The organism is Mycobacterium sp. 23 (assembly GCF_048287075.1).
Lineage (GTDB): Bacteria > Actinomycetota > Actinomycetes > Mycobacteriales > Mycobacteriaceae > Mycobacterium > Mycobacterium gordonae_B.
Genome location: NZ_JBLVUX010000005.1, coordinates 4,024,982 through 4,046,782 on the forward strand (window position 1 = coordinate 4,024,982; position 21,801 = coordinate 4,046,782).

General features: G+C 64.7%; 19 protein-coding genes. 5 read left to right on the forward strand and 14 right to left on the reverse strand.

The genetic code is table 11. The features are described from left to right. Positions 1-56: 56 nt before the first annotated feature. Positions 57-1,253: a cytochrome P450 gene (locus tag ACNQS7_RS19860; protein WP_418013900.1), complete on the forward strand. Its 1,197-nt coding sequence runs from the start codon at positions 57-59 to the stop codon at positions 1,251-1,253. Between the two features lie 176 nt (positions 1,254-1,429). Here ACNQS7_RS19860 and ACNQS7_RS19865 read toward each other — a convergent pair whose 3' ends face one another. After that, a complete protein-coding gene (locus ACNQS7_RS19865; RefSeq protein ID WP_418013901.1) occupies positions 1,430-2,206 on the reverse strand; it encodes an SDR family NAD(P)-dependent oxidoreductase in 777 nt (258 codons plus the stop codon). 90 nt (positions 2,207-2,296) lie between these two features. Between ACNQS7_RS19865 and ACNQS7_RS19870 the strand changes: the two genes are divergently transcribed. Next, positions 2,297-3,331, forward strand: a complete 1,035-nt coding sequence (locus tag ACNQS7_RS19870; protein ID WP_418013902.1) for a zinc-dependent alcohol dehydrogenase — start codon at positions 2,297-2,299, stop codon at positions 3,329-3,331. Positions 3,332-3,352: 21 nt separating this feature from the next. Here ACNQS7_RS19870 and ACNQS7_RS19875 read toward each other — a convergent pair whose 3' ends face one another. The 4 genes from ACNQS7_RS19875 to ACNQS7_RS19890 all read right to left on the reverse strand — a co-directional run bounded on the left by ACNQS7_RS19875 (position 3,353) and on the right by ACNQS7_RS19890 (position 7,332). After that, entirely contained in the window at positions 3,353-4,567 is a 1,215-nt protein-coding gene (locus ACNQS7_RS19875) for a cytochrome P450 (RefSeq protein ID WP_418013903.1), read from the reverse strand. Between the two features lie 79 nt (positions 4,568-4,646). Beyond that, on the reverse strand, positions 4,647-5,066 hold the full coding sequence (locus tag ACNQS7_RS19880; protein ID WP_418013904.1) for a nuclear transport factor 2 family protein: 420 nt from the start codon (positions 5,064-5,066) through the stop codon (positions 4,647-4,649). Next, positions 5,063-6,061: an NAD(P)H-dependent flavin oxidoreductase gene (locus tag ACNQS7_RS19885; protein ID WP_418013905.1), complete on the reverse strand. Its 999-nt coding sequence runs from the start codon at positions 6,059-6,061 to the stop codon at positions 5,063-5,065. The genes ACNQS7_RS19880 and ACNQS7_RS19885 overlap by 4 nt, the downstream gene beginning before the upstream one ends. Before the next feature lie 128 nt (positions 6,062-6,189). After that, a complete protein-coding gene (locus tag ACNQS7_RS19890) occupies positions 6,190-7,332 on the reverse strand; it encodes an acyl-CoA dehydrogenase family protein (RefSeq protein ID WP_418013906.1) in 1,143 nt (380 codons plus the stop codon). Between the two features lie 250 nt (positions 7,333-7,582). On the opposite strand from ACNQS7_RS19890, the gene ACNQS7_RS19895 reads away from it, so the two are divergent. Together ACNQS7_RS19895 and ACNQS7_RS19900 are read left to right on the forward strand one after the other, a co-directional pair. Beyond that, positions 7,583-9,319 carry a PHA/PHB synthase family protein gene (locus ACNQS7_RS19895; RefSeq protein ID WP_418013907.1) on the forward strand — a complete coding sequence of 579 codons (1,737 nt, stop codon included), beginning with the start codon at positions 7,583-7,585 and terminating at the stop codon, positions 9,317-9,319. A gap of 5 nt (positions 9,320-9,324) precedes the next feature. Further along, on the forward strand, positions 9,325-10,185 hold the full coding sequence (locus ACNQS7_RS19900; protein ID WP_418013908.1) for a MaoC/PaaZ C-terminal domain-containing protein: 861 nt from the start codon (positions 9,325-9,327) through the stop codon (positions 10,183-10,185). Positions 10,186-10,209: 24 nt separating this feature from the next. Here ACNQS7_RS19900 and ACNQS7_RS19905 read toward each other — a convergent pair whose 3' ends face one another. From ACNQS7_RS19905 to phaZ, 9 genes are all read right to left on the reverse strand, one after another. Further along, on the reverse strand, positions 10,210-11,499 hold the full coding sequence (locus tag ACNQS7_RS19905) for a LuxR C-terminal-related transcriptional regulator (protein ID WP_418013909.1): 1,290 nt from the start codon (positions 11,497-11,499) through the stop codon (positions 10,210-10,212). Positions 11,500-11,577: 78 nt separating this feature from the next. Further along, a complete protein-coding gene (locus ACNQS7_RS19910) occupies positions 11,578-12,867 on the reverse strand; it encodes a PucR family transcriptional regulator (protein ID WP_418013910.1) in 1,290 nt (429 codons plus the stop codon). Between the two features lie 81 nt (positions 12,868-12,948). Then, positions 12,949-14,097, reverse strand: coding sequence for an NAD(P)-dependent alcohol dehydrogenase (locus tag ACNQS7_RS19915; protein WP_418013911.1), 1,149 nt, complete (start codon positions 14,095-14,097; stop codon positions 12,949-12,951). Positions 14,098-14,124: 27 nt separating this feature from the next. Then, positions 14,125-14,523 (reverse strand): SCP2 sterol-binding domain-containing protein, encoded by a 399-nt coding sequence (locus ACNQS7_RS19920; RefSeq protein WP_418013912.1) that lies wholly within the window; start codon positions 14,521-14,523, stop codon positions 14,125-14,127. Between the two features lie 43 nt (positions 14,524-14,566). Next, positions 14,567-15,880 (reverse strand): cytochrome P450, encoded by a 1,314-nt coding sequence (locus tag ACNQS7_RS19925; RefSeq protein ID WP_418013913.1) that lies wholly within the window; start codon positions 15,878-15,880, stop codon positions 14,567-14,569. 71 nt (positions 15,881-15,951) lie between these two features. Beyond that, positions 15,952-16,809, reverse strand: coding sequence for an SDR family oxidoreductase (locus ACNQS7_RS19930; RefSeq protein WP_418013914.1), 858 nt, complete (start codon positions 16,807-16,809; stop codon positions 15,952-15,954). Continuing rightward, complete coding sequence (locus tag ACNQS7_RS19935) at positions 16,806-17,837, reverse strand: Rieske 2Fe-2S domain-containing protein (protein WP_418013915.1); 1,032 nt, start codon at positions 17,835-17,837, stop codon at positions 16,806-16,808. Before ACNQS7_RS19935 ends, ACNQS7_RS19930 begins: the two co-directional genes overlap by 4 nt. Then, positions 17,834-18,883, reverse strand: a complete 1,050-nt coding sequence (locus ACNQS7_RS19940; protein ID WP_418013916.1) for a PDR/VanB family oxidoreductase — start codon at positions 18,881-18,883, stop codon at positions 17,834-17,836. The genes ACNQS7_RS19935 and ACNQS7_RS19940 overlap by 4 nt, the downstream gene beginning before the upstream one ends. Positions 18,884-18,976: 93 nt before the next feature. Then, positions 18,977-19,855, reverse strand: a complete 879-nt coding sequence (gene phaZ / locus ACNQS7_RS19945; protein WP_418013917.1) for a poly(3-hydroxyalkanoate) depolymerase — start codon at positions 19,853-19,855, stop codon at positions 18,977-18,979. 203 nt (positions 19,856-20,058) lie between these two features. Here phaZ and ACNQS7_RS19950 point away from each other — a divergent pair, with 203 nt between their 5' ends. Further along, the gene (locus ACNQS7_RS19950; protein WP_418013918.1) at positions 20,059-21,711 is read left to right on the forward strand and encodes a long-chain fatty acid--CoA ligase; all 1,653 of its coding nucleotides are present in this window, start codon (positions 20,059-20,061) and stop codon (positions 21,709-21,711) included. Positions 21,712-21,801: the final 90 nt, after the last annotated feature.

Here is a 21,801-nt window from a genome sequence, read left to right on the forward strand (position 1 = left end):
GGGTTTCGGCATCTCGGCCGATGTCGACTGACCGGCGCGCTCGGATAGTCGACGCCATGACCATCGACATGCAGATTCCGGCGATTTCCTATGAAGACGCACCCAATCCCGAGACAGCTCACCGCATCCTGCGGGAGGCGCGACAGCGGTCACCGATCGCGATGAGCCCCTACGGCCCCGAGGTTCTCAGCTATGACCTGGTGCGGACCATCCTGCGCGATTCCCGCTTCGCCATGCCGCAGGGCGCCGGCCTGGTGGTGCAGGGCATCACGTCAGGCCCGGTCTGGGACCGGGTGACGAAACTTCTGATCAGCCTCGACGGCCCCGCACACCACCGGCTGCGCCGGCTGGTGTCGAGGGCGTTCACTCCGCGCGCCGCGGAACGGATGCGCGGGGCATGCGTCGAGGTGATCACCGAACTGGTCGATGCCTGTTCGGCCGGCCGCTGCGATGTCGTCGCGGACATCGCTCGGCCCTATCCGGTGCCCATCATCTGCGCGTTGCTTGGTGCACCCCCGGACGACTGGCACCTGTTCTCGCGCTGGTCTGACGACGTCAGCAAGGCCTTCGGGGTCAACGTCGCTGAGGACGCGCCGGCGATTCTGCGCTCCTGGGAACAACTCGAGTCATACGTCGAGGGCTTGATCGCCGCACGGCGACAGTGCCTGACCGATGACCTGATCTCGCAACTGATCCGCGTCGAAGACGACGGCGACCGACTGTCGCACGAGGAGCTGGTCAACCTCGCCGTGATCCTGCTCAACGCCGGAACGGACACCACCCGCAATCAGTTGGGCGCGGCCGTGCAGGTATTGGCGGATCATCCGGACCAGTGGGCGCTGCTCGCCGACCACCCGGACCTGGCGCCGCAAGCGGTCGAGGAACTCATCCGGCACACCCCGATCGCCTTCGCCACCGTGCGCGTCGCGACCGAAGACGTCAACCTCGACGGCTATCTCATTCCGGCGGGCACGTGCGTCATGGCAAACACCGCCGCGGCCAACCGGGACCCGGCGGTCTACGACGATCCGGACCGCTTCGACATTACCCGGACGGCACCGCCCGCCATCCAGACGTTCGGCGGCGGCGTCCACTACTGTCTCGGTGCGCACCTGGCACGAGTCGAACTCATCGAGGCGCTGCGGGTGATCACCAGCCGCATGCGGGTACCGCGCCGGGTCGGTGCAGTGCCGTGGAAGCCGATGGTTGGAATATCAGGTCCGACGCGGCTCTTGGTCGAGTTTGAGCGTTAAGACCTACCGGGCGCGAGTGACCACAAAATGCCGGCGGCAACGGCGTGTCGCCGGCAACACGCGCACGCTCGCGCCAGGCGCACGGGGCCCTACCGGGAGCGAGCGACCGCAAAATGCCGGCGGCAACGGCGTGTCGCCGGCAACACGCGTACGCTCGCGCGACGCGCGCGGCGGTTCTACTTCGGTGGCATCCGGATGCCGCCGTCGACGCGGACGACCTCGGCGTTCATGTACGAGTTGGTGATCAATTCGATGACCATGGAAGCCAATTCGTCGGGCTTGCCCAGACGGTGCGGAAAGAGCACGGACTCGCCCAGTTTCGCCTTGAAGGCCTCGGAGGCTTCACCTTCGCCGTAGATCGGGGTGTCGATGAGGCCGGGCGCCACAGTATTGACGCGGATGCCGACCGCCGACAGGTCACGCGCCACCGGCAGGGTCAGCCCGACGACTCCGCCCTTGGAGGACGAGTAGGCCGCCTGCCCGATCTGCCCGTCGAAGGCAGCGACACTCGTCATGTTGACGATGGCGCCGCGCTCGCCGCTCTCCGCCGGCTCGTTGCGGCTCATCGCCGTGGCGGCCAGCCGGATGCAGTCGAACGTGCCGACCAGGTTGATCGCGAGCACCTTCTTGTACGCGTCCAGGTTGTGCGCAGAAGCGAATTCGCCGTCCTTGCCGATGGTGCGCTGCGCCCACCCCACACCGGCCGAATTCACCAGCGCCCGCAGCGGACCGAGGTCGACCGCGGTGTTGACCGCGTCCTCGATCTGCTCGGTGTTCGTCACGTCGACGCTGACGAACACGCCGCCGATCTCGTGCGCCAGTTCCTGTCCACGCTCTGCCTGTAGGTCGGCGACGACGACCCGGGCGCCCTTGGCGGCGAGTTGGCGGGCCGAAGCGGCTCCGATACCCGACGCACCACCGGTGACGATTGCGCTAGCTCCATTGATATCCACGCGGAGAACATTACGTGTTGCGGCGTCGGTCCCTGCCGGGCCGTCACAAACCTTGTCCGAAGAACGCCGTGGGCTTAGTGTCGCGGGCTAATGACATCCGAATCTTCAGTTCCCACTACCCGGCAGGTTCGCGTCCACTCGCCGGGGACTGTCGCGGTCGACCGGGTGGACCTGGCGTCCTGTGGTCCGCGCGACGCGCTAGTCGAGGTGCACGCGTGCGGTATCTGCGGCAGCGACCTCACCTACATCCGGCTCGGCGGCCTGGCCGGACCGGGCGGGGAGCCGATGCCGCTCGGCCACGAGTTCGCCGGAGTGGTCCGGCAGGTCGGAGCCGAGGTCACCGGAGTGACTCCGGGCCAGCGGGTCGTGGTGCATCCCGGCAACGACGCTGCGGGCCGCATTGGCGGCGGCAGCGCCGCCGGTGGTCTCGCTGACGTGGTCCTGGTCAGGGATGCGGCCGCCGGTGGCCGGCTCATCGCAATTCCCGACGATTTGCCCCTGGACGTCGCCGCGCTCGCCGAACCGCTCGCGGTCGGGATGCACGCCGCCGAGCAGGCGGATGTCGGTCCAGGCGACACGGTCGCCGTCTTCGGTTGTGGTCCAATAGGTTTGGCCGCAATTGCTGCGCTGGCCGATCGAGGATTCACGGAAATCGTCGGAGTGGATCCCTCGGCGGAGCGACGACGGCTTGCCGAGGAGTTGGGTGCGTCGGCGTCGATCGACCCGACCCAGACGAAGGTGTGGCGCGAACTGGAACGTCTGCACGGAACCCGCGCGCTGGCCTACGGGCACGCACCGGCCACAAATGCATACATCGAGGCGTCCGGGTCGGACGCGGTGCTCACCGACATCATCGACCGGGCCGGACCGCGGGCACGGATCAGCGTGGTGGCGTTGCACTACCAGGCGGTCCCGGTCAACTTCCTCAACGTCCTGATGAAGGAGCTCACCATCCGCGGCTCGATGGAGTACCCGGCCCGGTTCGCAGACGCCGTCGACCTACTGAGCCGCCGGGACCTTTCGGCGCTCATCACTCACCGGTTCCCCCTTGACCGGTTCGACGCGGCATTTGAACTGCTCGGCGAAAGCCGTGAGTGCGGCAAAGTCATGGTCACCGTTTCCTGACGAGGTGGCCGCAGGCTGACGTCACTTGAAGGTCAGGCGCAAGAATTCCCGCCGTCGCGCGAGCACGCTGGGTAGCCACGGACCGACTTCGGCAGCGTCGAACCATTCAGTGCGGTCCAGCAGCATCCGCAACACCGTCGAGGCCTCCAGCCGTGCCAGCGGTGCCCCCAGGCAGAAGTGGATGCCCTTACCGAAGCTCGTGTGCGCTTTGCTGTTTGGGCGGTCCAACCGGAACTCATCCGGCGCCTCGAAATGGTCGGGGTCGCGATTGACCGCGCCCCACAGCAACAGGACCTTCGAGTCCTTCGGCAGCGCGGTACCCGCCAACTCGGTGTCTTCCAGAACGTGACGGTAGTGCGCCCGAAACGGCGGCTCCAGCCGCAGCGTCTCTTCGATGAACGCCCCCAGCAGATCCGGCTGGTCGCGCAGTTTGCGCTGCAGCGGTGCGTCGGTGGCCAGGATATTGACCGCCGTGCCCAGCAGCGATGCGGTCGACTCTCCGCCTGCGCTGAACAGCGAGATCAGAATCAATTGCGCGGTGAAGGCGTCGAGGTCACCGGCCGTACGCGCTCTCGCCAGCGCGCCGATCAGGTCGTCACCCGGATTGGCGGCGGCCTGTTCCATACGAGTGGTTATGTAGGCGCTCAGCTCGCCGATCGCGGCCATCGAGGCGGCCAGTTCGTCGCCTGACATCAGTCCGTCGAGCAGTTGCGTGCTTGCGTAACCCCATCGCGCCAGCTGGTCGGCGTCTGCTTCGGGGACACCGATCAGCTCGGCGACGATCATCATCGGCAACCGGTTGGCGACGCCGTCCATCCACTCGATGGTGCCGTCGTCTACCGCTGTGGCCCATAGGCTTTCGAATGTTCGGACGATCAGGTCCTGGAAGGCCTGCACCCGTTTGGCGGTGAACTGGCCGATCATCAACTTGCGGTGCGCGGCGTGTACCGGGTCGTCGGCGGTGACCAGGATGTGGGTGCGGCCGCCCACGCCGTCCATCGGGAATGGCGTCACCCCTTTGTCTGGGCTGAACGTCATCGTCGCGGTGAGATTCGACGAGAAGACCTCGGGCCGGTTGACCACACCGGTGATCGCCGGCCAGCTGCTGGCGAGGTAGAAATCCGAATCCCCGACGCGGTGCACGCCGCCGTCGGTGCGCAGCCTGCCGTACAGGGGGTAGGGATCCTGGATGGCCGCGTCGCTGAAGAACTCGGCCGGGTCTATCGAGGCGGTCATGGCGTGGACGGTAGCAACTTCCGGTCCGGTCGTGGCGAAGCTTGAGCCAGATTGATCCGCAAGCGTGGCCTTGGCGGAGCTACTGATCGTGCGCGGGTGGCGGTCCCGTCGGACCCAGATCCTCCAGGGTTTCGGCCATGCGCGTCGAGACCGTCTGCAGACCCCTGAGAGGGCGCACCATGACTTTGAACGACGTGATCCGGTGATCGGCGTTCCAATGCACGATGTCCACGCCCTCGATTTGCATGCCATCGAGCTCGACGGCGAATTCCAGTACGGCGGAATCGCTTTGGACCCATTGCGCGACATAGCGGAAATCGGTACCCATGAAGAGGTGTTCCGCTGCCATAAGAAACCCGGTCACCACGGCTCGCCCCTGTTTGGGCCGGTGCACTGCTGGCGAGTAGAACCTCACGTCCTCGGCCAGCAGATCGTTGAGAACCTCGGCGTCGCCGCTGTTCATGAATTCGAACCAGCGTTCGACGGCCGGCGCGGTCACGACGCCACCGCGGCGGTCGCGCCGGCCAGCATGCCTGCCAGTCGCCCGGTGATCAGATTTTGCGCTTCATCGACGATCCGCGTCACGAGTTCTCCTACAGGAGGGATGTCGTCGATGAGACCCATCGACGTTCCGATCCACCAGATGCCGGCTTCGAGATCACCCGTCTCGTAGACCGTTCGGCCGCGGGCTCCGGAGACGAGGTGGCGGACGTCCTCGAAGGTTCCTCCCCATTTCAGGATGTCGACGACTTCCCGCGAGACGGTGTTGCTGGCGACGCGGCCGGTGTTGTTGAGGGTGCGGAAGATCAACTCGGTGCCTCGTTCGGTGCCTTCAACGATGGCTTGTTTTACGTTCGGGTGGATCGCCGATTCGACGGTGCACATGAACCGAGATCCCATGTTGATGCCGTCGGCGCCGAGCGCCAGGGCCGCCACCAGCCCCCGTCCGTCGGCGAATCCGCCGGAGGCGATCATGGGGATCTGGATCTGCCTGGCGGCGGCGGGGATCAGGACGAGGCCGGGAACGTCGTCCTCACCAGGATGACCGGCGCATTCGAAGCCGTCGATGCTGATGCCGTCGACCCCTAGGTCCTGCGCCTTGACCGCGTGGCGCACCGAAGTGCACTTATGCAGGACCTTGACGCCGTTGTCGTGCAGGACGGGCAGATGCGGTGCCGGGTTGGCGCCGGCGGTTTCGACGACCGTGACACCCGAGTCGATGATCACCTTCCGATACTCCTCATAGGGCGGCGGATTGATCGAGGGAAGGATGGTCAGGTTCACCCCGAACGGTTTGGCCGTCAGGTCACGGCACCGGGCGATCTCGTTGGCCAAATCGGCCGGTGTGGGCTGCGTCAACGCCGTGATGAAGCCCAGTGCGCCCGAGTTGGCTACGGCAGCAACGAGTTCGGCGCGGCCGACCCACTGCATGCCGCCTTGTGCAATGGGGTGTTCGACACCGAAGGCCTGGGTGAATTTCGTCGTGATCGTCATCGTTCCGTTCGCCTTTCGTCGCGCGGATGCCTCGGTGATCCTCCGGCCACGATCGCGACTGGGTCTTTGATTTCCACCTGCCATCCCTTCGTCTCGAGCGTGAACGCATGGCCGCGCAGTGGTCGGTGTCATGTCGATTCGAGGGCGCGGGCAATGACGAGTCTTTGAATCTGGTTGGTGCCCTCGAAGATTTGGGTAATCTTCGCTTCGCGCATATAGCGCTCGACCCGGTAATCACGGGTGTAACCGGCACCGCCGAACACCTGCACCGCGTCGGTGCTCACCTTCATCGCGGCATCGGTGGCGACCAACTTGGCAACACTGGCCTGCGCCGAATACGACCGGCCGGCATCGCGTCTACGGGCAGCGTCAAGGTAGGTCGCGCGAGCGCTGATTACGCCGGCCGCCATGTCGGCGAGGAGGAATCCCAGACCTTGGTGTTCGATTATTCGGCGGCCAAACGTCTTTCGCTCACCGGCATATCGGACGGCTTCGTCGAGCGCAGCCTGCGCCAACCCGGTGGCGACTGCGGCGATGCCGAGGCGTCCACCGTCGAGGGCGCTGAACGCGATGGCCAGGCCCTGGCCTTCGTCGCCGATGCGCAATTCGTCGGGAACGAAGACGTCGTCATAGTGGGCGGTGGTCGTCGGCACCGCGTGCAGGCCCATTTTCTTCTCGGGTATGCCGAAGCTCAGCCCGTCCGTGCCGGCCGGGATGTGAAAACACGAAATTCCCTGCGTGCCTGCGCCGGTGCGAGCGAACAGGGTGTAGAAGTCGGCGACACCGCCGTGGGTGATCCAAGCCTTGGACCCGTTGATTCGATAGCCACCCTCGACACGGGTGGCTTTGCAGGACAACGCGGCCGGATCGGAGCCGGCATGGGCTTCCGACAGGCTGTAGGCGCCTACCGTATCTCCACCGAGCATGTCGGGCAGCCACCGCTGACGTTGGGCATCCGTGCCGTACATCGCCATGGGATGGCAGGCCAGGCTGTGCACGCTGACCGCGACGGCAACAGCCGCCCAGCGCGCCGCAAGCTCCTCCAGGGCTTGCAGGTAAACCTCGTAAGGCTGTTCGCCGCCACCCCACTTCGACGGGAATGGCAGGCTCAGGAGTCCCGCAGCACCCAGGACGGGAAAGACCCCATCGGGGTAAGTTTCCGCAGCTTCGTGTTGATCGACAATCGGGTCGAGTGCTTTGTCGGCGATGGCGCGCGTCAAGTCGATGAGCTCGCAAGCCTCATCGGTGGGCAGCAGCCGGTCAACTGACACAGTGCACTCCTGAAGACACGGTGGTCAGCGTGCCTGCGAATCCTGCTTTGTGCCTAGCTGTTTGAACAACGACAGCCCATTCGGGGGAGTGAGTTACAGCGAATGGGAGGTCCCGCGCACGGCCGCGTCTTCATAACGTGGGGTCATGAGTGCACCGACGGTACGACCCAGCCCGCCAAAGACACCGCGTACCTCTTCGAGGAACAAGGTCGCCAACCCGTCGCCTTCGGCGGTGCCAGCGAGTGCGGCGGTGACAACCGGGGACGCGACTGCGCACGAACGCACAAAGCGCCCTGAGATCACCGATGGCGCCGGACAGGTGCAAAACGTCGGGCTGGATCAGTTGATGGCCGAGGCCGCCGATCAGCAGAACCGCTTCCTTCCCGGGTCGGAGTTCCTCAAGGCGTTGGGCGGGCTGGCTAAGCGTCCGGGACACGTCGCCGGGCACACCGCCGCGGTGGCCGCCGACTTGGCGAAGGTCATCACCGGCGAATCGGACCGCGTGCCGGCTAGAGGCGACTCCCGCTTCCGCGACCCCGCCTGGAGACAGAGCTGGCTGTTCCGGCGCATCTGTCAGGGTTACTTGAGTATCAGCGACTTCGTCCGTGCGCTCGCCGATGAGCCAGACTTGGAATGGGCCGACCGTGAACGGCTTGCCCTCGTGGTCGACAACATCCTGGACGCACTGGCCCCGACGAACTTTCCGCTGACCAATCCCACGGTGTGGAAGGCCACGATAGAGCGCGGCGGGGAGAACTTCGTCGCCGGTGCCCGCGCCGCGGTGCGGGATGCCCGGTCGCCGGTCAAGCTACCTGCCAATGTCGACACCACCCCTTTCCGAGTGGGTGAAACGCTCGCGGCTTCACCCGGTGCTGTGGTCCACCGCGCGAAGCGGTTCGAACTCATCCAGTACCAACCGCGCACCGAGCAGGTCGTCAAGACGCCGGTACTACTGATTCCGCCGATGATCAGCAAGTTCTACGTCGTCGATCTCTCGCCGGGCAAGAGCATGGTCGAGTTCCTAGGTGATCATGAGCTGCAACCCTTCGCGCTGTCTTGGGCCAACCCCGGCCGAGGCGACGCGGCGTGGGGCTTGGACGATTACGTCGGATCCATCGTCGAGGCCATCGAGACCACCCGCAAAGTCACCGGTGCCGACTCGGTGCACGTCGTCGGGTTCTGCGCGGGCGGTATCGCCACAACTACCGCCGTAGCCCATCTGGCCGCCCTCGGCCACATCGAACACGTCGCAACGTTGAGTCTGATGGTCACCGTGCTCGACGTCCGCCGCGGCGGCCCCGTGTTGTCGGTCGCCTCCCCCGACATGGCCAACGCCGCCAAGGCCAAGGTCAAACGCAAGGGATACCTCGCCGGCACCGAGTTGGCCCGTACTTTCGCGTGGCTGCGGCCCAACGACATGATCTGGAACAACTTCGTCAACAACTACTACCTGGGCAACAAGCCACCGGCATTTGATTTGCTCTATTGGAACCAGGATTCGATGAACATGCCGGCCGCGCTACATGGCGATCTGATGGACATCGGACTGTCCAATCCGCTCGTTACCCCCGGCGCGCTCACCGTGCTGGGTACGCCGATCGACCTGACCCAGATCACCTGCGACGCTTACGTCGCCGGCGGCGAGACCGACCACCTCACGCCCTGGCCGAGCTGCTACCGCAGCGTCGCCATGCTCGGTGGCAAGACCCGCTTCGCACTGTCGACCAGCGGACACATCGCTGCGGTCATCCACCCGCCGGGAAACCCGAAGTCGTCATACCGCCTCGGCGACGAATCGTGCGCTACACCCGAGGAATGGCTACAGTCGGCGCAGATGCACAAGGGTACGTGGTGGCAGGACTGGGCACCGTGGCTGGTGCAGCGGGGCGGTGAAAGGGTTTCTGCCCCAGCCTATCTCGGTAGCGACGACTACCCGCCGCTAACACCGGCGCCGGGCACCTACGTCCTCAAACAGTCGCGAGGTTGAGGCCGGTGCCCATCGATGTCGACAAGGTCCTTGGGGCCCACCTTCCGGAGCGACGCACTACGTGGAGCGAGACCGACGTAATCCTCTACCACTTGGGTCTGGGCGCCGGCGGGAAGCCGACAGATCCGGACGAACTCGCCTACACCTACGAAGGCGCACTGAAGGTCCTGCCTTCCTACGGCGTCATCCCGGCGGTTCCAATGCTGCCTGACATGCTCAACCTGCCGGGCATGGACGTCGACCTGGCCCTCCTGCTGCACGGCGAACAGGAACTCCAACTTCATGGGGTGCTTCCGGTCGCCGCCGAGGTGTGCACCTCGGCCACCATCAGCGACGTCTCCGACAAGGGCAGCGGCGCCTTGGTGGTGCTGGAAGCCGTCACCCGTGACGCACATAGCGCGCAACCGTTGTGCACCAACCGATTCAGCGCGTTCGTGCGCGGCGAGGGCGGCTTCGGCCGGCCCGCCTCGCGCCCCTCCCCTGTAGTGCCCGAAAAGCCCGCGCGGGCAGCCGATGTCGAGATCACCTGCACAACCTTGCCGCAGCAGGCGCTGCTCTACCGGCTGTCCGGGGACATGAACCCCATCCACGCCGACCCGGACTTCGCCCGGCGCGGTGGCTTTCATCAACCCATCCTGCACGGATTGTGCAGCTACGGCATCGTGTGCAAAGCCGTTGTCGACGGAGTGCTCGGCGGCGACGTCAGCCGGGTCTTGAGCTATCGTGCCCGTTTCGCCGGGGTGGTCTATCCCGGCGAGACGGTCGTTGCCCGAATGTGGGAAGTGGACGGTGCCGTCCTCGTCGATGCGGTGTGCAAAGACCGCGATGCCGCGGTGTTGTCCAATGCCGTCGTCGAGGTGCGCTGATCCGCCGGCAACCTCGACACGGCGTCAGTACCCGCGCCCGGGCGTTCGGCGTCCGGCTGTGGGCGGGGCGCCGTGCACGGCGGCCATCCGCATGTAGCGAAATACCGCTTCGGCACGGTTGCCGGCCTTCAACTTTCGCAGGATGTGCTTGACGTGGGTCTTCACGGTTCCTTCGGAAATGACCAGGTGGGTGGCGATCGCGCCGTTGCTCTTGCCCTGGGCCATCAACGACACCACCTCGATCTCGCGGCGCGACAGCAGCGTCTCGATACTGGTGTCGGCCGCCAAGGACGCGGCCACCGGCGGGCATGCAGCGTCAGGCGTAGCTTGCGGGCGACCCAACACCGCCTCGACGGTGCACAGATCGTCGGCCGACGAGGCTATCCCGCGGGCCAGGCGCTGAATTTCGTTGCGCGCCATGCGAAGTCGTTCGCTGAGCATCGTGCGCTGGTAGGCGAAGCCGAATCCCACGGCGAACATCCACAACACCGCCAGATCGTCCTCGTCGACGTGTCGCCGGCTGTTGTAGCAGTCGGCGTGCAACAACCCGATGATGCGGCCGTCCGGCATGATCGGCGCGGCCACGTAGGACCGCGACAACGACGCCTGACCGATGGCCGCGTTGGTACGCGGATCGTGCTGCGCGTCGCCGACGAGGACAGGGGCACGGCGGCGCATGATTTCACTCTCGATCAGCAGATGGTCGATATGGACGGGATGATCTCGGCCCACACGTGCGATGTCGCTGGCCCATTCAGGATCGGACTTGACGTGCACGCCTTCAACCCACCATGTCGACTCCTCGACGCGGGAGATGATGGCCCGGTCGAATCCGCAGCGACACAGCTCAGTCGGTGCGCGCTCGAGCATCTGCTCTATCGAATCAATGCCGTGCAGCCGCGACAAGGCGTTGCGCACGGCGGCGTAGCGGTCGTTCTTCTGCTGGACCTGTGCCTGAGCAACTTCCACCTGCAGCGCACCGATCTCGGTCATCAGCTCGATCAGCCGCACCGCCGCCGGCGTGATCACCGGCAACGCGAGTTCGCAGCCCAACTTAGCCAGATGGTCGTAGGCGCTGGTCAGAGCCGCTTCAATCCGGCCGAAGTTGCGATCGATGTCCGCAGCCGCGTCCACACTCCCCGAGCCGGGAACGAGATCGGCGAAGCGGTGGAGCGCCGCGACGACCCGATCGCGAAGCGCCGAGTCGCGCAGGGGTTCGCCGACCTGAGTCCACACGTCGCCGTCGGGCACACGGATCGGGCGAACGGGCGGCGAGTCGTCGGCTGCTGCCAAGTCGATCGTTGCGGTAGTCATGTTTACAACGCTAAAGAGGCGCAGGTCAGAGCAACATGTAAGCGGCTTCCAAATCCGTGTTCGGCCTCTGGAACGGGACTACAGCGCCGACGCCGGTCGCACAGGATCGGGCAGGCCGGCACTGGCCAGCGCACCGGGGCTCAAATTGCGACTGGCCTCGGCCAGGCGCAACGCGACCTCCAGCTCCAATCGCCGCTCGTTGAGCGGCCGGCCGAGCAACTCCTTTGCCTGTTGAACGCGGTACATGACGGTGTTCTGGTGCACACCAAGCCGCTCGGCGGTGCGACCCCAACTTTGGCCCTCTTCGAAATACGCGGTCAATGTCGTGCGCAACCGCCGGTTGCGCTCGGAGTCAGAGCTCAACTCGCCGAGTTCGGCCCTGACGAACACTCCTGCCGCCGACAGGTCCCGCGTCACCAGCGCGTCCAAGGCCACGTCGCGGTGCAGGGTCACCGTGCCTGCCGGACGGGAGAACACGCCGCTCATGCGTCGCCCGTCCCGAGCCTGCCGATGGGACTGCACAAAACCTTCCAGCCCCTGCCCGACCTCACCGACGGCCGCCATCAACGGGACGTCGACATGCATTCCCTCGGGCAGTAAGTCGGTGACCACCGGGCCGCTGGTCCACGCCCACACCATCGACGCGCCACCAGGCACGACCAGCAACTCAATGCCCTTGAGGTGCCGCGCGACCTCGGCCGCAGCCCGTTTGAGCGCCTGCAGCGGCGGCTTGTCCGGACTGTGCGGATCGGACCACACCACTACCGCTACGTGGGGCCGGTCGAGGTTGTACTCCAGCGCGGCACTGGTCACGTGCGGGTCGACGGGCCGCCCCGCCACGATCGCCGTCACCAACTCCGCCCGCAACGAATCCGCACCGCGCACCCATAGTTCGCGTTCCCGCGCGTAGTGGTCCACGAGATCGCCGGACACCTTCTCGCAGTACCGAAACAGATACTCCGACGCCGCGCTTGTCAACTGCCACTTCGCCTTTTCGGATACGCCCAGGCGATACACGGCCTCCCTGAGCGCGGCATCACACAACCCGAGGCCGATGACGTAGCACCGCGGAATCGCCGCGACCGCGATACCCCGCTGCGCCAGGGTCGAGACCCAGTTCAAGGTTGGTTCGGGTGCCTGGGCTGAGTCCGCCGATTCAGCGGCGGCAAACCCGCGCAAGACCGCGTACACGTTGCTCATGGCGGCTTCGACAGTGAGTTGCTCCAGGTCCCTGTCTTCGGTGGCGCGCAATTCTGCAATCACCTGGACCGCCCGCAACCCGATGCGCTCGGCCAGATCAGTGACGTCGACCTTCGCCGCCACCGCTGCGGCGTACTCAGGTGTAATACGCACCGAGTCCTGGGCCACCTACGCCTCCCGGTCGGGTATTCCGACGAGCAGACCGTAGCATCGCGGAGCACTCGTCCACGCCGACAATCGCATGTTTTCTCAGTCGAACACCACGACCGGTTTGATGACGCCGCCGCCGGCCGCGGCGTCGATAGCCTCGTTGATCTTGTCGAAGGGGAATGTCTCGATCAACCGGTCGAACGGGAACTTCCCGTCGCGGTACAGCTGAATCAGGGCGGGCACGAAGGTTTGGGGGTCCGCGTCACCCTCGATAACGCCGGACAGGCTCCGGCCCAGCAGCAAGTGCCCTTGGTCGATCGTGATGTCGTGCTGCAGTCCTTGGAATCCGACGGTGACGCAGTGCCCCGGTGAGCGCAGGATCTCGAGCGCTTGACGGATGACGGTGTTGTTGCCGACCGCGTCCAGCGAGCAATCAACGCCATTCGGCACCGAATTCATCACATCCCACACCAGGTCCTTGGTGTGGGATGGGTTGAAGACGGCCGTGGCCCCCAACGCCGCGGCCATCGCCAGTCGGGACGGGTTGAGATCCACGGCGATGATGTGTGCGCAGCCGAGCGCTTTGGCGGCCATCACCGCGGCCAGACCGACCGCACCGAGACCGAATACCGCCAGACTCTGGCCGCGCTCGGGTCGCAGCACGTTCATCACCGCACCTGCGCCGGTCTGCAGGCCGCACCCCAATGGACCCAGCAGCTCCAGCGGGAGATCGTCCGGCACCTTGACGGCGTTGTGAGCGCTGGTGATTGCCAGGCTGGCGAAGGAGGACTGGCCGAACCAGTTGCCGTGCACTTCTTCTGCACCGGCGCGCAGGGTGACGGTGCCGTCGAGTCGTTCACCGAAGTAGTTCAGTGGGGCGAACAGTTCGCAGTACGCGGGCGTCTTCTTGCAGGTGTCACACTCATTGCAGTAGGCGAAGCTGAGCACCACGTGGTCACCCGGGACCAGGGCAGTGACTGCGGCTCCTACCGATTCGACTATCCCTGCGCCTTCGTGGCCGAGGACGGCGGGCAACGGCAACGGCACCATGCCGTTGGCGGCGGAGATGTCAGTGTGGCAGATGCCGACACCGGCGATGCGCACCAGCACCTCGTCGTCTGCCAGCTCGGCAAGCTCCACATCCTCAACCGATAGCGGTTGGCCTTCTGCGCGCAGGATCGCCGCACGTGCCGTGCGGGTGCCCGGATAGGCTGCGGCCGAACAGATGTCGGCGGTGGTATCTGTCAACGCATTCTCCTGAAGCTTGGGGGCGGGTCAGAGGGCAGCGTCTTTTTCGGCCACCAGGTCGCGGTAGACCGGGAACAGCGGCTTGGTCAGCGGCACCAGCTTGAGGATTTTGTTGACTGGACCTTTTGCCTTGACCTGTCCCTTGGCCAGGCCGACACCAAGGTTGTACTCGCCGCGCCAGAACTTGTTGCCGATGTCGGCCGGCATGTACAGCTTGACGTCTGCCTCGCCGTCATCGGCGCCCTCGGCGACTTCGATAGCCGGTTCGCGCAGGTGGACGGTCATCGCGGCGTCTGGATCGGTGTAATAGATCTGTAGGTCGATGTCGGCGGACTTGAGTTTGGCGCCGACCTCGGTGTCGTTGGCAGCTCGGAAAACGCCTCCGAGGTATTTGTAGATTTCCTCGGCGTTGCTGTAGTAGCCCATGATTCCTCTCCTGCGGGTGGTGGTATCGATCGGCGGGCGCCGGTCAACGAGACGTAGGGGGTGTCCATTTCACGGGCAGCGCGTGCACGCCATGGATGAAGTTGTTGATCTGGAAGTCAGGTTCACCGGTTAGCGTGATATCCGGTATGCGCGTGTAGATTTCGGTGAGTACCGACCGCAGCATCTGTCGGCCGAGCGCGTTGCCGAGGCAGAAGTGCGGCCCGCCGGCACCGAATCCCATGTGGTCATTCGGGGAGCGCAAGATGTTGAACTTCTCGGGTGCGTCGAACGCGTCAGGATCACGGTTGGCCGAGCAGTACCACATCACGACGTGCTCGCCTTCCTTGATTTCGGCGTCACGGATTCGCACGTCCTCGGTGGCCGTGCGACGGAAGTGCATCACCGGAGTGCAGTAGCGGATGACTTCCTCGGTGGCCATGCCGACCCGGCCCTCGAGATCCTGCACGAGCAAGGCCTTCTGGTCGGGGTGCTGGGAGAAAAGGCGGACCGCGTGGGCGATGGAATGACGGGTGGTGTCGTTGGCTGCCGAACCAAGCAGGGAGAAGAACGCGGCGATCTCCCAGTCCTCGAGCGTCTGTCCCTCGAATTCCGCGTTGACAACCCAGCTCATCAGGTCATCCTTGGGTTCTTTCTTGCGCTTCTCGGCTTGCGCCAGGGCGATCTCCTGAATGCGTTCGGCCTCCTCGGCGTGGGTGGTCAACGCGTCGCGGCCGAGGGCCATGCGTGGGTCATCCCAGGCCAGCATCCGCTCGGCGGCCTCCATCACGATGTGCTGTTCTTCGCTGTCGCGTTCCAGGCCGAAAAAGTGCGCAAAGATCCGTCCTGGAACGTATTTGGCGTAATCCTCGGAGAAGTTGCCCTCGCCGCGATCGATGATCTCGTCGAGGCGGTCCTTGGCGTGGCAATCGATCCATTGGGTGAGCTTGCGGACGTTGCGGGGGGTGAAGGCCTGCTCGACAATGCCTCGCAACTTGCGGTGCGCCTCGCCGTCCATCACCAGGAACGAAGCGGTGGCCGTGATCACGATTTCCGGCATGTCCTCCATGAGGACGCCCTTGCCGGAGCAGAAAAGCTTGGGATTGCGCGAGATGTAGCGGCAGTCGGCGTGCTTGGTCACCGACCAGAAGCCGGGGGTGTCGTCCTGAGGGGGCAGCAACGTGGACTCGTACGGCCGGTGATACGGGACAGGGTTTTCGTTGCGGAAGCGGGCAAACGCCTTATCGCGTGTTTCGAAATCCTGCGCCCAAAACGACCGGGCCGACAGGTCCAGGTCAGGGTCGGTAATCGTGGGATGGTCGGCAATTGCGGTCATGCCTAGAACGGTGCCATCGAGCAAACCGCTTGACGATCCGGCACTTGGGGCAACCGCATCTCTCGTTGGGGGTGCCATCGGAGAAGCGGTCGCACTCACCGGACGTCCTGTGCCTGTCCGGCGGCAACCGATTGCACCATGGCACGGTTGACGAGGCCCGATCCCGACAGCGCCAGTCCGCCGTCGACGACGATGCGTGCCCCGGTGACGAAGGACGCCAAGGGCGACGCGAGTACCACGGCCATCGCGCCGACCTCCTCGGCCGTTCCGTAGCGCCCCAGAGCGATGCTGTCGGTCCAGGCCTGCGGGCCGGCTTGGGCAGCAAGTCGCTTCATGCCCTCGGTGTCCTCGATCGGGCCGGGAACGATGGCGTTGCTACGGATCCCCAGTGGACCCCACTCGATCGCCAAATGTCGCATCAGACTGTCGATTCCGGCCTTGGCGGCACCTACATGCGCCTGGTAGAGGTAGGGTCTGTCGGCTTGCCCCGCCGAAACGAACAACACGCTGCCGTGGGTTTGCTTGAGTTGATCGAAAGCCGCCTGCGCGGCATGAAACGAACCGACCAGGTCGATTTCGACCACCGTACGGAATCCCTTGCTGGACATCGATTCTGCGGATGACATGAAGTTGCCGGCCGCTCCGGCTACGACCGTGGACAACGGGCCGAGATCGGCTCCGGCATTCGCGACTGCCGCGGCAACCGCATCGGGATCGCGAACATCCGCGACTGCCGTGAAGACCCGCGCACCCAAACCGCGTAGTTCTTGCGCCGCGAGGTCCAACCGTTCTGGGGTACGGCCACAGATGGCGACGTTGGCACCCACTTGCGCGAAGCACCGAGCGATTCCAAGGTTGATGCCGCTGCCGCCGCCGGTGATGAATACCGATGCGCCCTTGAGTAGGTCCGGCGCCACCAGCCTGCCGAGGCCGCTCCCGCGGGGGCTCGTCATCGCGACGACCGGGTACGACGTGGGTTCTCCTTGTCGAGCATCGAACCGACAATGCTTCGTGCCTTGAGCACCCCGGCGTCGGCGGCGACCTTGAAACCTTGGCCGGCCCCTGCGTCGCCGACATTGGCTTGCAGGGTTTCGATGACGTCGACGTCGACGCGCATGACGTGTTCAAAGACGTCGTGCAGGTGCTGACCCACGCTGGCGTCGTCCAACCGGTAGTTGTGGGCGAACCGCCAGAACAGATGTGTGGTCGAGGGTGTCTCGGGGGTCACGGCTTGAATGCGAACGTGGCCGAACTTGTCGCCGCGATCGCTGTAGAGATCCCAACCTTCGGCAAGCACGGCGGGGCTGATGAATGTGCCATGGTGCCGACGCCGGTAGGAACCCGCGGGCGGCAGGCCGGTGGCCTGAGTTTCCCACGGCGCCAGGGGCGCCAACGGAATCTCGCGGGAGAATGTCACCGCGGTCTCCGATACCTCGATCTCATCGAGCGGCGGCACGTTTTCAACGGTTGGAGGTGTTTCCTCGGGGTGTACCCAGGGGATGTGGGTGAGGTCGAGGTAGTGCTCGTGCAGCAGCATGTAGTTTGCCTCGACGTGAGCAGCCGCACCCGAGGACGCCCAGCCCGGCCCGGTCAGCCACGGTAGGGCGGGGACCGAACGCGCCTGGGAGCGCGAAGGTTCACCGAGCCAGATCCACACGAACGGACCTACTTCTCGGATCGGGTAGTGCGCAACACAGCCCCCGTAGGGCGGTTGCGGCTGGGAGGGCACCAGGACGCACACACCGTTCGGGTCGTACTGGATTCCGTGATAGCCACATTGAATGTTGTTGCCGACGAGTCGCCCCCGCGAAAGGGGGTAGCCGCGATGCCCGCAGGCATCAGCGAGCGCGACCACACCGTCGGATGCGCTGCGATACAACACGATTGGAAGGTCGAGGATGCGCCGGCGCAGGGGGTGATCGGTGATCTCGTCACCGGTGGCCGCCACGTACCAGCAGTCCCGTGGATAGTTGGTCTTCATATGTCGAGCACCAATCGCGGGGTCCGCGAGCGTGAGACGCAAACCATCAGACAGTCATTCTCCGCTTTCTCATCATCGTTCAACACCGAATCGCGGTGATCAGGTGTCCCTTCGAGCACCGGTGTCTCGCACGTGCCGCAGATGCCCTCCATGCACGACGCCAACATGCTGACGCCATTGGTCCGCAACGCGTCAAGGATCGTGTCCCCCGCGCCGACCTCGATGGTGATGCCGGACCGCTGGCAGACCACCTCGAATTCGTCGAGTGCGTCTTGCGACGATGCCTGGTCGGCCGGCCTAGCGGCGAAACGTTCGACGTGCAATGCAGCTTTCGGCCAAATTTCACAGGCCTTTTCAACGGCGTTCAGCAGCGGCTCGGGTCCGCAGCAGTACACCAGGGTGTCCTCGCGCGGGATGGCCAACACACTTGCCAGATCGAGAATGCCGTCCTGATCTTGGGGCCAGACGGTAACCCGGTCGCTGTATTGGGACAGTTCCTTCAGGAAGGCCATGGAGGAGCGTTGGCGGCCACCGTAAAGCAGGTGCCAGTCGGCGCCGTCAGCCTCGGCTGCCTCAATCATCGGCATGATCGGAGTAATGCCGATACCGCCGGCGATGAACTGGTAGCGCTGGGCGCGTTGCAAGGGAAAGTGGTTACGGGGCCCCCGCACCTGAACAGTGGTGCCCTCTTCGAGGGCTTGGTGGACATGCTCGGAACCCCCGCGACCGTTGTGGTCAAGCAATACGCCCACCTTCCATTGCCGGAGGTCACCGGGACTCGAGCACAGTGAGTACTGCCGCACCATCGCGTCGGTCAGTAACAGGTCGATGTGTGCACCGGGATTCCAAGCCGGTAACCCTGCCCCGTTGGGGTCTTCAAGTACGAGGCCCACGACATCGTCGGCCAGTACTTCACGCGAAGCGACGATCAGTTCGACCGTTCGCTCCTGCATTTGCGGGACTTGGCTCACCCCAACTCCTTTACTTCTGTCGGTGCTAACCGTCTGGATCGAGCTTCGTCCGCCCGACAGCGCCGGACCAGCCATCAGAAGATGGACTGACGTCCCTCGATCGGGGGGCGGCCGCTCCGATCTCGCCGGGACCGACCGCAAGGCGCGGCGTTGATAACCTGATCGAGGTCAGGGCTGATCGAGAAAACTTTCGATCAGCGGTGCCAATTCGTCCGCACTGGTCAGCAATCCGAGGTGACCGTCATTGAAGAGATGCAGGTGCGCGTTCGGAATCAGCGATCGCAGTAGCTTGCCGTTCAACGGCGGAAGGATGGGATCGTCGTCACCGCTCAAAATCAGCGTCGGCTGCCTGATCATTCGGGCGAAGGGGATACTGGTCCAACCCAATACAGCCAGTTGCTGGAAAAGCAAGCCCCGTGGGTCATTTCGCATATGCTTGAACAGAGGCGGGGCCTGGCCTGCCGTGCGGGCCTTACCGCCGTAAATCATGGGCGCCACGTCGCGGGCATGCTCAGGATCGTCAAAACGTCTGCGCGTCAACATCTCCCGAACGACTTGTGGGCGGCCAGGGATGAACGCGCCTGCGGCAGTGCTCACCAGAATCAGTCGCCGGCACCGCCGGCGATGCTGGAATGCTAACTGCTGCGCTAATACACCGCCCCACGAAACGCCCAATACGTCGACTACAGGAGCGTCGAGCGCATCGAGCAGATGATTGGTCAGCCGCGCGACCTGCCACATGCGATACGGCAGTCTCGGGGTGGACGACTCACCAGTGCCCGGCACGTCGAAACGGATTACGCCGGCAGCCGGGCTCAGCGCGTCAACGAAGGGTTGCAGACCCTCGATTCGAACCCCTAAACCGTTGAGCAGCAACAATGGTGGCCGGTCGGATGTCCCTTCCCGGACCGCGACGCGCAACTGATGCCCGTCGATGTCGAAAACTCTAGTGTCGAGATCCGAACCAGTCTGGTCACGGGCGATTTCCATTGCTTCCTCCCTGCGCAGCTGTACCGCGTGCAGCCGCCCTGCGTTGTTGTCGGTCAAGCGCGGACGCTACCTGCACCGGTAACCGCCAGACAGCTCGCCGAACCAGATGGCAGAGGGCATTCCTACGAACGGGAGATCGCCGGGCGCCCTTGGGGTTTCTAGCGTGGTTACGAGGATGCACGCGCTCTGTTCACGACAGCGCGTCCATCTGATGGCGGTACCGGGTATTCGGCCGCCTCCGGGTGGAAACGAGGATTCCGATGGTGCAATCGCTGGTTCAGAACGATTTCGAGCTGACGATTCAACACGTCATGCGGCGGATGCGGACGATGAACGCCGGTGTCGAGGTGGTGACGATGCTCGATGCCGAGGGATCGTTGGCTCGCGCCACTTACGGTGAGGTGGTACGACGGGCCGACCGGCTGGCTAATGCGCTGCACGCTTTCGGAATTCGCCCGGGTGACCGCGTGGCTACCTTTGCGTGGAACAACCAGCAGCACCTCGAGGCGTATCTCGCAGTACCGTGCATGGGCGCGGTTCTGCACACGCTCAACATCCGGCTATCCGACGAGCAACTCGTCTACGTGATCAATCACGCTCAGGACCGCGTGATCATCGCCGACGACTCACTGCTGCCTCAGCTCGAACGCATTCTTCCTGCGATCGATGTCGTCGAACAGTTCATTGTCATCGGCGGAACTGTCGGCGCGGCCCGGCTGCCTAGGGCGGTCGACTACGAGGAGTTGCTCGCGGACCAGCCCGAGGGTTTCGATTACCCCCCGATCGAGGGCACTGCCGCGGCAAGCCTGTGCTACACCAGCGGGACGACCGGCAATCCGAAGGGCGTGCTCTACGGGCACCGCTCAACGGTGTTGCACGCCATGGCCGAATGCCTCACCGACACCCTTGACGTGCGGTCCACCGACCGGGTGTTGCCGGTGGTGCCGATGTTCCATGCCAACGCCTGGGGTCTGCCCTACACATGTGGCATGTTGGGCGCTGCGCTGGTGATGCCCAACCGTTTCCTGCAGGCCGACCCGTTGGTCAAACTGATCTCCGCCGAAGCGGTCACCTTCGCCGCGGCCGTCCCGACCATCTGGAGTGACGTCTTGCGCAGGACGGCACTCGAACCGCAGGCCCTGGCATCGCTTCGGCGGGTCGCCTGTGGCGGCGCCGCCGTCCCGCTGTCACTGATGCAGCGATTCGAGGAAGCCTTCGGTGTTCCGCTGGTGCAGGGATTCGGCATGACGGAGACAAGCCCGCTGGTCGCGATCGCCGAGGCCCCGGCCGGCGCGAGCGGTGCGGAGTACTGGCGTTACCGTGCCAAGACCGGCCGCATCACACCCCTCGTTGAGGCTCGCATCGTTGATCCCGCCGGTCGTGAACTTCCCTGGGATGGCGAGCAATCCGGGGAACTCGAGCTGGCCGGGCCATGGATAGCGTCGGGCTACTATCTCGACGAGCAGGCCGGCGAAGACAAGTTCCACGACGGCTGGCTACGAACCGGCGACGTCGCGACGATCGACGCGCTTGGCTACATCCAGATCACCGATCGCACCAAAGACGTCATTAAGTCTGGCGGAGAATGGATTTCCTCCATCGAGATGGAGAATGCGCTGATGTCTCATCCATCAGTCTTGGAAGCGGCCGTGATCGCAAAGCCGGATGAGCGCTGGACTGAGCGGCCCCTGCCCTGTGTTGTCGTGAACAGCGGGGATCTCACCCCCGAGGCTCTCAATGCACACCTTCAGAGCCGGTTCGCCAAGTGGCAACTGCCCGATGAATACGCCTACATCACCGAAGTACCCAAGACCAGCGTGGGCAAGTTCGATAAGAAGCAACTGCGCGAGCAACTAGCGGAAGGCCGACTTGCCGGGCGGCGGGCGGTGGGGTCGCAGACCCCAAAGGGTTGACGACCGTGGCCCGCCGGCATGAGATGACCGACGGGCACAGCCTCTTCGCGACGCTTTTTGCGCCGGAACGCGACGCGCCGCACGTTTCCC

Coding starts and splice junctions, on each gene's coding strand:
- ACNQS7_RS19930 (WP_418013914.1), bottom strand. CDS start 16,809: ATGACGAGCCCCCGCGGGAGCGGCCTCGGCAGGCTGGTGGCGCCGGAC.
- ACNQS7_RS19860 (WP_418013900.1), top strand. CDS start 57: ATGACCATCGACATGCAGATTCCGGCGATTTCCTATGAAGACGCACCC.
- ACNQS7_RS19870 (WP_418013902.1), top strand. CDS start 2,297: ATGACATCCGAATCTTCAGTTCCCACTACCCGGCAGGTTCGCGTCCAC.
- ACNQS7_RS19905 (WP_418013909.1), bottom strand. CDS start 11,499: ATGACTACCGCAACGATCGACTTGGCAGCAGCCGACGACTCGCCGCCC.
- ACNQS7_RS19920 (WP_418013912.1), bottom strand. CDS start 14,523: ATGGGCTACTACAGCAACGCCGAGGAAATCTACAAATACCTCGGAGGC.
- ACNQS7_RS19940 (WP_418013916.1), bottom strand. CDS start 18,883: ATGGCTGGTCCGGCGCTGTCGGGCGGACGAAGCTCGATCCAGACGGTT.
- ACNQS7_RS19875 (WP_418013903.1), bottom strand. CDS start 4,567: ATGACCGCCTCGATAGACCCGGCCGAGTTCTTCAGCGACGCGGCCATC.
- ACNQS7_RS19935 (WP_418013915.1), bottom strand. CDS start 17,837: ATGAAGACCAACTATCCACGGGACTGCTGGTACGTGGCGGCCACCGGT.
- ACNQS7_RS19950 (WP_418013918.1), top strand. CDS start 20,059: ATGGTGCAATCGCTGGTTCAGAACGATTTCGAGCTGACGATTCAACAC.
- ACNQS7_RS19885 (WP_418013905.1), bottom strand. CDS start 6,061: ATGACGATCACGACGAAATTCACCCAGGCCTTCGGTGTCGAACACCCC.